The 11350-nt window shown below is 48.0% G+C and carries 11 protein-coding genes and 1 pseudogene; 10 read left to right on the plus strand and 2 right to left on the minus strand.

What is annotated here, in order from left to right:
• From BLA28_RS33745 to BLA28_RS33145, 10 genes and pseudogenes are all read left to right on the plus strand, one after another.
• Positions 1-292, plus strand: a 292-nt coding sequence (locus tag BLA28_RS33745; protein WP_169897242.1) for a hypothetical protein, incomplete at its 5' end; no start/stop codon positions are given.
• A gap of 382 nt (positions 293-674) precedes the next feature.
• The gene (locus tag BLA28_RS12295; RefSeq protein WP_069158972.1) at positions 675-1976 is read left to right on the plus strand and encodes an ATP-binding protein; all 1302 of its coding nucleotides are present in this window, start codon (positions 675-677) and stop codon (positions 1974-1976) included.
• A gap of 202 nt (positions 1977-2178) precedes the next feature.
• Positions 2179-3099: an amino acid ABC transporter substrate-binding protein gene (locus tag BLA28_RS12300; RefSeq protein ID WP_069158973.1), complete on the plus strand. Its 921-nt coding sequence runs from the start codon at positions 2179-2181 to the stop codon at positions 3097-3099.
• A 139-nt stretch (positions 3100-3238) separates the two neighbouring features.
• Positions 3239-3892 carry an amino acid ABC transporter permease gene (locus BLA28_RS12305; protein WP_009250784.1) on the plus strand — a complete coding sequence of 218 codons (654 nt, stop codon included), beginning with the start codon at positions 3239-3241 and terminating at the stop codon, positions 3890-3892.
• Between the two features lie 119 nt (positions 3893-4011).
• Complete coding sequence (locus tag BLA28_RS12310; RefSeq protein ID WP_009250783.1) at positions 4012-4776, plus strand: amino acid ABC transporter ATP-binding protein; 765 nt, start codon at positions 4012-4014, stop codon at positions 4774-4776.
• A 274-nt stretch (positions 4777-5050) separates the two neighbouring features.
• Positions 5051-5755 carry a phosphoribosylaminoimidazolesuccinocarboxamide synthase gene (gene purC / locus BLA28_RS12315; RefSeq protein WP_009250782.1) on the plus strand — a complete coding sequence of 235 codons (705 nt, stop codon included), beginning with the start codon at positions 5051-5053 and terminating at the stop codon, positions 5753-5755.
• A gap of 111 nt (positions 5756-5866) precedes the next feature.
• Complete coding sequence (gene purF / locus BLA28_RS12320; RefSeq protein WP_069158974.1) at positions 5867-7318, plus strand: amidophosphoribosyltransferase; 1452 nt, start codon at positions 5867-5869, stop codon at positions 7316-7318.
• Positions 7319-7343: 25 nt separating this feature from the next.
• Positions 7344-8783: an adenylosuccinate lyase gene (gene purB, locus BLA28_RS12325; protein WP_069158975.1), complete on the plus strand. Its 1440-nt coding sequence runs from the start codon at positions 7344-7346 to the stop codon at positions 8781-8783.
• A 93-nt stretch (positions 8784-8876) separates the two neighbouring features.
• Entirely contained in the window at positions 8877-9266 is a 390-nt protein-coding gene (locus tag BLA28_RS34190) for a hypothetical protein (protein ID WP_242880648.1), read from the plus strand.
• A 15-nt stretch (positions 9267-9281) separates the two neighbouring features.
• Positions 9282-9602: pseudogene (locus tag BLA28_RS33145) on the plus strand (2'-5' RNA ligase family protein); the annotation flags it as partial.
• Positions 9603-9613: 11 nt separating this feature from the next.
• Here the strand turns inward: BLA28_RS33145 and BLA28_RS12335 are convergent.
• Together BLA28_RS12335 and BLA28_RS12340 are read right to left on the minus strand one after the other, a co-directional pair.
• The gene (locus BLA28_RS12335; RefSeq protein ID WP_081330189.1) at positions 9614-10492 is read right to left on the minus strand and encodes an alpha/beta hydrolase; all 879 of its coding nucleotides are present in this window, start codon (positions 10490-10492) and stop codon (positions 9614-9616) included.
• A 79-nt stretch (positions 10493-10571) separates the two neighbouring features.
• Positions 10572-11348 carry an alpha/beta hydrolase fold domain-containing protein gene (locus BLA28_RS12340; protein ID WP_081365618.1) on the minus strand — a complete coding sequence of 259 codons (777 nt, stop codon included), beginning with the start codon at positions 11346-11348 and terminating at the stop codon, positions 10572-10574.
• Positions 11349-11350: the final 2 nt, after the last annotated feature.

Consider the following 11350-nt stretch of genomic DNA (forward strand, 5'->3'; position numbering starts at 1 on the left):
TATTTATAATCCGGAAATGCTGGAGCTGTTGTTGGATTATGGAGCGTCTGCTTATCGGGAGGAAGTGTCTTATCTGAATCCGATTATCGCGGCAATGTGTGAGGATGGTGATTTGACAGATGAGGAGCTGGATCTTCTTGAACGGCTGGTGGATGCCGGGATGAGCCTTACGAATACGAATGGAATCGGGGAGAATGCGGAGGCGTATTTGGAGAGAATAGGAAAAGAAAAGGGAATCGCGGATGACCAGCCGGAGCAGTATGAGCGGGGATTGGAGTTGCTTAGAGGCTGACATACAGCGCCGTTTCTAAATTCACAATGGGTTTTGCTCGCTGTGAGTAGTGGAGAGTGTATAAAATATTTAATAGGATGATATAAAAAATTGGCTTTGCTGAATGAATTGTCAGGCTGATTTTATTCATGGGGGCATTTTCGGCAATGGAGGTGTCTTTTGTCATGAAATGATACATGAGGTGTGGGGACGGAGGGGCTGCGGTCGGGACTGATGTTTCTATACTGGAACGGAGTGCTGGTTTGTGGTGGCCTTTCCTCTATATTCGTCGTAATTAGTGTTGGACATATACTGAATATCATTGTAATAAGTGTCAACACTTGATATAATATAATTATCTTATGTTGCAGAATATCCGAAAGATAGCGAGGAGTGTTACCTTATGTATCGTAGTGCAATGGAACAGCTAAATAAATGGAAGCAAAAAACCAATAAAAAACCTCTTATTATCCGTGGGGCGCGTCAGGTAGGCAAAACGTGGCTCATGAAAGAGTTTGGCAAGACCGCTTACGAAAAAGCGGTCTATATTAACTTTGATAATAACCCGCAGATGAAAGAACTTTTTTCTTTGGATATGCGTATTGACCGCATTATCATGGGAATTGAACTTTATGTGGGGCATAAAATCAGTCCTCACAATACCCTGCTTATCTTTGACGAGGTTCAGGAAGTGCCAAAGGCGCTGTCCTCACTGAAATATTTCAATGAAACCGCACCGGAGTATCAAATCGTTTGTGCTGGTTCGCTTTTAGGCATAGCACTCCATCAGGGTACATCGTTTCCCGTGGGCAAGGTGGAGTTCATGGACTTGTATCCGCTGTCTTTCACTGAGTTTATGCGGGCAATGGGTAAGGAGCAGTTTGTGGATTTGCTTGACAAGGGTGATTTTGAGATGGCAACCATGTTCAGGCAGGATTATGTCGACTTGCTCAAGTATTATTATTATGTTGGCGGTATGCCGGAAGTTGTCCAGAGCTTTGTCGATAATCGGGATTTCAATGAAGCGCGGGAGATACAAGAGCGTATCTTAGCTGCATATGAGCAGGATTTTTCCAAGCATGCTCCGAATGAGGTGGTGCCGCGCATCCGTATGCTCTGGAACAGTATTCCCGCACAGCTTACTAAAGAGAACAAGAAGTTTATTTACGGTATCATCAAAGAGGGTGCCCGGGCAAAGGATTACGAAACGGCGCTTATGTGGCTGACCGATTGCGGACTTGTCCATAAGGTGTATCGGGTGACTGCGCCGAGTATCCCCCTGAAAGCCTATGAGGACTTAAAAGCCTTTAAGCTCTTTCTGGCGGATGTTGGTTTGCTTGGCTGTATGGTGCGCTTGAACCAGTCTGTCCTTTTGAACGGGAATGAGCTTTTCAAGGAGTTCAAAGGAGCGTTGACAGAGCAATATGTATTGCAGCAGCTTAAGACAGTTAAAGGTGTGGACACCTACTACTGGACAAATGACAGAGGGAATGCTGAGATAGATTTTCTCATCGACACAGGCAATGAGATTGTCCCCATTGAGGTCAAGGCAGAAACTAATTTAAAGGCGAAGAGCCTCAAGACCTTCTGCGAGAAATACAATCCCAAAATGGCGATACGCACGTCTATGACAGATTATAAGCAGGAGGATTGGCTGTTGAATCTGCCGCTTTGGGCGGTGGAGAAAAAGTTGAGTTCATTTTGACCATAATGAGAAGAAAAGGTCAGAATGAATGGAACGGAAAGCAATCGTGGCTGAGGACATAAAAAAGAGATTATTGCTTTTGTATTGACATATGAAATCTCTTCATGATAGGATAATGCCAGCGGCAGTTTAGCCTGATAAACTGCTAAATTACTAAAGAAGCAGTGCGATGCATTGTTTCCGGCATGAGGAGGAGAAAATTATGAAAAAGGCAGTTGCAATTTTGCTGGCAGGCATGATGGTATTCGGGCTTGCGGGCTGTGGTTCAAAGACTTCCGAAGGAGCGGGCAGTGAGGCAGTTTCGGCTCCGGAGAGCAGCGTGGCGGCAGAGAGTGCGGTGACGGAGAGCACGGCGGATACGCAGGAAGCGGAGAGCACGGCGGCAGCGGATACGGGAGAAGGGCGTCAGTTTGTAGTTGGTTTCGATGCGGAATTCCCGCCCTATGGTTATAAGGATGGAAGCGGAGAATATGTGGGCTTTGATCTGGATCTGGCGGCTGAGGTGTGTAAGCGTCAGGGCTGGGAGCTGGTTAAGCAGCCTATTGACTGGGATTCCAAGGATATGGAGCTGGATTCCGGCGCGATTGATTGTATATGGAACGGCTTTACAATGAACGGAAGGGAAGATCAGTATACTTGGAGCGTTCCTTATGTGGATAACAGCCAGGTATTTGTTGTGGCTGATGATTCCGGTATTTCCGTGAAGGCGGATCTTGCAGGCAAGGCTGTAGGGGTACAGAAGGATTCTTCCGCACTCGCCGCTTTGGAAGGTGATGAGAAAGAGCTGGCAGATACCTTCGGAGCATTGAATCAGTATGCGGATTACAATACGGCATTTATGGATCTGGAAGCAGGGGCCATCGATGCGCTGGCGATTGATATCGGTGTTGCCAATTATCAGATTTCCTCCAGAGAGGGCGGTTATGTGATTCTGGAAGGAACGGATCATGCAGAGTATTTATCCACGGAGCAGTACGGGATCGGATTTAAAAAAGGGAATGAAGAGCTTAAGGATATTGTGGAAGCCACTCTGCTGGAAATGGTGGATGACGGAAGCTTTATGACGATTGCTGAGAAGTATGCGGATTACGGTCTGCTGGACAGTATCTGCCTTGGCAAATAAGTCAGGTATCCTAAAGCTTACGGGAAGAATATATACAGGGAGAAAGCCGCAGCAGCGGCTTTTTTCCGGTTGAAGCAGTAGAAAAATGCAACAGCGCAGTCTTCTGGGCTGTTACAGGAAAAGGAAGTTGGAGGAAACCATGGAATTGGGTAAAATGCTGCAGCAGCTCACAGGGGGCATGCTGATTACAACGGAGATTTTTATTTTAACCCTGTTGTTCTCTCTGCCTTTGGGGCTGGTATTATCTTTTGGGAGGATGTCCAAAGTCGGGGTGATTCGTTTTCTGACGAAGGTATACATATCGATCATGAGGGGAACGCCGTTGATGCTGCAGCTGATTGTGGTTTACTTTGCGCCCTATTATGTATTTGGTCTGAAAATTTCCCAGGGTTACCGGATGGTGGCGGTAATTCTGGCTTTTGTCCTGAATTATGCGGCTTATTTTGCGGAAATATATCGTTCAGGCATAGAGTCCATGCCCGTAGGACAGTATGAGGCGGCGAAGATGCTGGGGTACAGCAAGGCTCAGACATTTCTGAAGATAATCCTGCCTCAGGTGATTAAGAGAGTGCTTCCGGCGGTGACGAATGAAATGATCACTCTGGTCAAGGATACTTCCCTGGCTTTTGTGTTAACGGTTACCGAAATGTTTACCATCGCCAAGCAGATCGCGGCGGCGCAGGCTTCCGTTATGCCCTTGATGGCGGCCGGTGTCTTTTACTATATTTTCAATCTGATAGTGGCGATGGTTATGGAGCATGTGGAAAAACGCCTGAACTATTACAGAGGATAAGGCGGAAAGAATGACTAAGGAAGCAGAGAACGCTTCCCAAGTCATTCTATGTTCCGCCTTGGAAGAATGGCTTTGCCATTCTTCCGGGCAGATAAAAAAGAGTAAGGGATAGGAGCAAAATGAGCGGAAATTTTCTTGAGATTAAAAATATGAAAAAAACCTTTGGGGAGCTGGAGGTCATAAAGGACATCTCTCTTTCTGTAAAAGAGGGAGAAGTGGTTTCTGTGATCGGTCCCTCAGGTTCCGGTAAATCCACATTGCTGCGCTGTGCGACCATGCTGGAAAAAATGGACGGCGGCGAGCTTTCCTATCTGGGAGAGCGGGCGGCATATGAGGAAAACGGAAAATGTGTGTATGTCTCCAAAGCCGATCGGAAAAGGATTCATAAATATTTCGGGCTCGTATTTCAGAATTTCAATCTGTTCCCTCATTATTCGGTACTGAAGAATATCATTGACGCGCCCATGACGGTAGACGGAATCTCCAGGAAGGAAGCGGAGGAGCGGGCGGAGAAGCTTCTCGCGCAGCTGGGGCTCTCCGACAAAAGAGACGCTTATCCCTATCAGCTGTCCGGCGGGCAGCAGCAGAGGGTTTCGATAGCCAGGGCGCTGGCCCTTCAGCCTAAAATTCTGTTTTTTGACGAGCCTACCTCGGCTCTGGATCCGGAGCTTACGGGGGAAGTGCTGAAGGTTATCAGGCAGCTGGCCCAGGAGCATATGACGATGATCATAGTAACCCATGAAATGCAGTTCGCAAGAGAGCTGTCGGATCGGATCATTTTTATGGAGCAGGGTGTGATTTGTCAGGAAGGCACACCGGAGGAGCTTTTTAATTCTCCGAATGCACGGGTTCGTGAGTTTATTGGGCGTGTTATGAACGTATGATTTGTAGGGTTATGCTTTTTCAGAAGGCTGACGGCCGTATTTTTTGGCATTATGTAGAAAATTGGGGAGTACGGTCTATGAGTTCTTGATTTCTGAAAATTGGTGCGCTATACTTGTAACAGTAATGCCGCTTTTTTTACAGGGTAATTTCTATGGAATTGCCGGCAGATACTCTTTTTCAGAGGAAAAGTGGTATGGAAAATTACGCAGGATGGCTTTCAGAAAGCCATCTTTCAAATTTACGGCGCTTTCATGAGCGCAGATGGAGGATAAGATGCAGAAACTGGAACAGCTTTATGAAGGAAAGGCAAAGAAAGTTTTTAAAACAGATGATCCCGATGTGTTAATCGTGGATTACAAGGATGATGCTACAGCTTTCAACGGAGAGAAGAAGGGTACTATTGTAGGAAAAGGTGTCATCAATAACAAGATGAGCAACCGTGTGCACCAGCTTCTGGAAGAAAAAGGTGTTCCGACTCATTATATCCAGGAATTAAGCGACAGAGAAACCGCCGTAAAGAAAGTGGAGATCGTACCGGTTGAAGTTATTATCAGAAACGTGGCAGCCGGAAGCTTTTCCAAGAGACTCGGTGTGCCGGAGGGAACTCCCTTTGAACAGCCCACCGTGGAGTTCAGTTATAAGAATGACGAACTGGGCGATCCTCTGATCAACGATTATTTTGCAGTAGCGCTGAAGCTGGCAACCTGGGATGAAATCAAGACCATCCAGGATTATGCATTTAAGGTAAATGATGTGCTGAAGGAGTATTTCCTCCAGGCAGGCATCAAACTGATTGACTTTAAGATTGAGTTTGGCCGTTACCACGGACAGATCATCCTGGCAGACGAAATCAGCCCGGATACCTGCCGTCTGTGGGATGTCAACACGAATGAAAAACTGGATAAGGATCGTTTCCGCCGTGATCTTGGAAATGTGGAAGAAGCCTACAACGAAGTTTTCAAACGTCTGGGACTATAAGAAACATACCGACGGAGGCCTGAAGGAAAAGGGATTGGGTAAGCCGCGGTAAAACCGCGGCTTTCTGCGTGATACGGGACAACAAAACACAACACAGAAACGAGGAGGCATATGACGGAAAAGAGCATCTATGAGCAGGCAAAAGTAACGGACAAGCCCGGAGAAGAATGTGGTGTTTTCGGGATGTATGATTTTGACGGCAGTGATGTATCAGGCAGCATCTATTACGGATTGCTTGCACTGCAGCACAGAGGGCAGGAAAGCTGTGGTATCGCTGTGAGCGACACCTCAGGCCCGAAGGGGAAGGTTTTAAGCGTTAAGGATATGGGGCTGGTGAACGAGGCCTTTAACCCGGAGAACCTGGAAAAGCTTAAGGGGGATATCGGCGTCGGCCATGTGAGGTATTCCACCGCGGGCAGCAGTACGAGAGAAAATGCACAGCCGCTGGTACTCAATTACGTGAAGGGGACACTGGCGCTGGCGCATAACGGAAATCTGGTGAACGCTCCCGAACTTCGAAGGGATCTGGCATACACAGGCGCTATTTTCCAGACAACGATAGACTCAGAGGTCATAGCCTATTACATTGCAAGGGAGCGGCTGAATTCCAAATCCGCAGAAGAAGCGGTGGGGCGCGCTATGGGGAAGATCAAAGGAGCTTATTCCCTGGTCATCATGTCTCCCCGCAAGCTCATAGGAGCCAGAGATCCTTACGGCTTCCGCCCGCTGTGTATCGGGAAAAGGGATAATGCCTATATACTGACCTCGGAAAGCTGTGCCCTTGATACCCTGGGAGTCACTTTTGTGAGGGATGTCCTTCCCGGTGAAATCGTGACGATTACCCCGGAAAAGGGGATTATATCGGATACCAGCATGTGTATTTCCAAAGAAGAGCATGCCAGATGTGTGTTCGAATATATTTATTTTGCCCGGCCTGACAGTTATATTGACGGTGTGAGCGTATACCATTCCAGAATCCTGGCAGGAAAATTCCTGGCGATGGATTCCCCTGTGGAGGCGGATATTGTAGTGGGTGTGCCGGAATCAGGAAACTGTGCGGCCATGGGATATGCGCTGCAGTCGGGAATCCCCTACGGGACGGCTTTCGTAAAAAATGCCTATATTGGCAGAACCTTCATCAAGCCGAAGCAGAAAACCAGGGAGAGCAGTGTCCAGGTAAAACTGAATGCCCTGAAGGAAGTGGTGAATGGAAAAAGAGTCATTATGATCGATGATTCCATCGTCCGGGGAACCACTTCAGACAGAATCGTGCATATGCTCAGAGAAGCCGGAGCAAAGGAAGTGCATATGCGCGTCAGTTCCCCTCCCTTTTTATGGCCCTGCTACTTCGGGACGGATGTCCCGGCCAGAGAGCAGCTGATAGCCTATAACCGCAGTGTGGATGAAATCTGTAAAATTATCGGGGCGGATTCCCTGGCTTACCTGCGCACGGAGCGCCTGGATGAGATGGTAAATGAGCTGGGGATCTGCAAAGGCTGTTTTACAGGGAAATATCCCATAGACCCGCCTGAGGAAGACATCCGCGGAGAATTTGATAAATAAAACCTACAAAAGGAGTTGCCGGATTATGAGTGACAATACGGACAGATATGTAAGCCCGCTTTCAGAAAGATATGCCAGTAAGGAAATGCAGTATATTTTTTCCCCGGATATGAAATTCCGTACATGGAGAAAGCTGTGGATCGCCCTGGCGGAAACAGAAAAAGAACTGGGCCTGCCCATTACGGAGGAACAGATCGAAGAATTGAAGGCCCATGCGGAGGATATCAATTATGATGTCGCCAAAGCAAGGGAAAAAGAGGTGCGTCACGATGTTATGAGCCATGTGTACGCTTACGGCGTGCAGTGCCCGAAGGCAAAGGGGATCATCCATCTGGGCGCCACCTCCTGCTATGTAGGGGATAACACGGATATCATCGTTATGACAGAGGCCCTGAAGCTTGTAAAAAAGAAACTGGTGAATGTTCTTTCTGAGCTTTCTTCCTTTGCGGACAAGTACAAAGACCTTCCCACGCTGGCGTTCACCCATTTCCAGCCCGCCCAGCCTACCACGGTGGGAAAAAGGGCAACCCTGTGGATGCAGGAGTTCTTTCTGGATCTGGAAGATTTGGATTATGTGCTTTCCACAATGAAGCTGCTTGGTTCCAAGGGGACAACGGGAACCCAGGCTTCCTTCCTGGAGCTGTTTGACGGAAATATGGACAAGGTGAATGCCCTGGATCCCATGATTGCTGAGAAAATGGGCTTTGGCTCCTGCTATCCGGTATCCGGCCAGACCTATTCACGTAAGGTGGATACCAGAGTCCTGAATGTACTTGCCGGGATTGCCGCCAGCGCGACCAAGATGTCCAACGATATCCGTCTCCTGCAGCACTTAAAGGAAGTGGAAGAGCCTTTTGAAAAGAGCCAGATCGGTTCTTCCGCCATGGCCTATAAGAGAAACCCCATGCGCAGCGAACGTATCGCCTCCCTTTCCCGATATGTGATTGCGGATGCGCTTAATCCCGCCATTACTTCGGCGACCCAATGGTTCGAAAGAACCCTGGATGATTCGGCCAATAAACGCCTCAGCGTACCGGAAGGCTTCCTGGCTGTGGACGGCATCCTGGATCTGTGCTTGAATGTAGTGGACGGCCTTGTGGTATATCCCAAGGTCATTGAGAAGCGCCTGATGAGCGAACTGCCGTTTATGGCTACGGAAAACATCATGATGGATGCGGTGAAGAAGGGCGGAGACCGTCAGGAGCTGCATGAAAGAATCCGTGAGCTTTCCATGGAAGCTGGAAAAAGAGTCAAGGAGGAAGGCCTGGATAATAACCTGATAGATCTGATCGCACAGGAGCCTATGTTCATGACAACTCCGGAGGAACTGGCAAAAGCCATGGATCCTTCCCGCTATGTGGGATGTGCGCCGGCGCAGGTGGAAAACTTCCTGAAAGATGTGATTGCCCCGGTTATGGAAGAAAACAAAGAACTGCTGGGAGTGAAGGCAGAGATCAACGTATAACTTTTTTATGAACCGGATAACAGGTGTAAAAAGCTCTGCTTATGCAGGGCTTTTTCTGTATGTTGCCTGAAAAAGAAAAGGGGAAATGCTGAAATGGCATATAAACAGGAACTGTGGCAGGAGGCAAAGAAACGGTGCCGTTTGGGAGATGAGGAAATCCGCATGGCGAAGGAGATGGGACTGAATCCGAAAAGCCTGATCAAAAATATTCCCGGCCCAAAGGAAAGCTGGAAGGCGCCGGTTAAATACTGGATAAGGGATATGTATGAGGAAAGACAGATAAAAGCGGCACAAAAGCCGAAAAAGGCGGAAAGAAGTATCCTTCTTTTTCCAGAATTTCAAAACATGGAATTGATTGAAGGAATAAGAAAACAATATGATCCTTTTGTCTCGTTGATCAGCCCGCATATTACATTGGTTTTTCCTTTTGTCAGCAGATATAAAGAAAAAGATGTGAAAGAGCTGGTAAAGGAGAAGAGTTAGGCATTTTCTCCCTTCCGGCTCAGTATGCAGGGAATTGTGAAATACCAGGAGAACGGGGAGCAATATCTGTTCCTGCAGGTAAAGGAAGGCGCGGAGGAAATAAGGCGGCTGCATGACAGCCTTTATCAGGGGATGCTTGCCGCCTTTAAAAAGGACATTCCTTATGTTCCTCATATGACGGTTGGAAAGCTCTCATCTTCCGAAGAGCTGGATACGGCATGGGAACAGGTAAAGGATATGAATGTGGTATTTCAAACAGAGATAAAGCATATTACTGTGGAAAAGATCGGAGAGAAGGGAGAATCCATTACAGAAGCGGAAATACCGCTGCTGTAAATCCACTCCTGTCACAGAGTTTTGTTAAGAAACTCCAGAACTCTTTGGGACATCTCATCCTGATAAAATTCCATGCCCATATGCGCGGCACCCTGAATGCGGTAATACTCCACAGGCACATGGTTTTGAGAAAGTTTCCGATAAAACTCATCGCTTCCGGAAATATCAACCAGCGTATCGCCCGTCCCGTGGGCCAGGAAAAAGGGTACCGTATTTTCATTAATATAATACTGCGCTGCCGTTTTTGCCGCCCTTTCCGGTTCTGCTTCAGGATCGAAGCCCAGAAGCTGGATTGTGCGGGAATATCCTGCCGTATCGGGCAGCGGGATACCGTCCATGGAGCGTTTTCCCGGTTCCTTAACTAAGACGGCAGGGCCGTAAAAGTTGACAACGGCTGAAACATGGCTGGATTGTTCCGGATATTCTCCCACGTCAAAAGCGGCGATATCGTTGGTGACGCCAACCATGGACGCCAAATTTCCTCCTGCAGATTCACCGCCGACGGCAACCCTGTCCGGATCAATCCCGTATTCATCAGCATGTGCCCTTAAAAAGCGGATCGCTTTTTTCACATCTTCGATCTGCGCAGGAAAATGAGCGCTGTTTGACAGCCGGTATTCTATGCTTGCCGCTATATATCCCCGTTTTGCAAAATAGGTAAGCCAGGGGATATAAGCGGAACGCTCCATTGTTGCGAAACCGCCGCCGCAGATCCATACAAACAGAGGCCTTTTTCCCTGACCGGAGCTTCCGGACGGAGCTAGGAGATCCATTTTCAGATCTTTATAATTATAGAAAGGGAACCAGTAGGGAACCTGGGCAAAGGTTATGCCGGAAATCAGAGTGATGGGCTGCTCTTTTACCGGAACATCAATTTTATATCTCATCATTATTTCCTCACTTTCGTTTCCATTTTTCCCGGATAATTAGACCGGCAGATGAACCTGTATCGGTATATTGCCCCGGACATCAATGGGTTACCTCTCTGCGATTGCATATTCCATCCAGAAATCCCATGATTCTGTCAGCCATTTCCGCCTGATAAAACCGGGGATCGGCATGCCCCGCACCCTGAACCGCACAGAACTCCACAGGTACATTATTCATTTCCAGTGCGCTGCAGAGCGCCTCACTGTTATCAATTGATACAACAACATCCTCGGTGCCATGAGCGATAAAGAAAGGAGGCGCGGAAGGACTGATATAAGAAAGCGGCGCCGCAGTATCCGCCTTTTCAGGATCGTCGGCAGGATCATATCCGAGAAGCATATTTACAGGCGACGGACCTCTTAAAAAATCCGGTATTTCTCCATCCGCCTTTACCCGTGTATCTTTAGGATTCCATGTAAAACTCGCAGGCCCATAATAATCAATCACTGCCTGAACCCTGCCGGACTGCTCCAGATATTCCCCCTTATCAAATTCCTTCCTGTTGCCGGTAACCCCTGCCATGCAAGCCAGATGAGCCCCTGCGGATTCTCCCCCGATTATTACCTTTTCCGGATCAATCCCGAATTCTCCGGCATGAGCCTTCAGAAAACGGATTCCCTTTTTCACATCCTCCAGCTGAGAAGGAAAGTGCGAACAGTTAGACAGACGATATTCCACACTGGCAATCACATAACCGCTTCGTGCAAAATTCATAAGCCAGGGAAGATGCGCACTGCGTTCCATCGTCATCCAGGCCCCTCCGCAGACCCACACTAGAAGCGGCCTTTTTTCTCCCCCTCCGCGCCTGAAGGGCAAAA

Source organism: Eisenbergiella tayi, assembly GCF_001881565.1.
GTDB classification, from domain to species: domain Bacteria; phylum Bacillota; class Clostridia; order Lachnospirales; family Lachnospiraceae; genus Eisenbergiella; species Eisenbergiella tayi.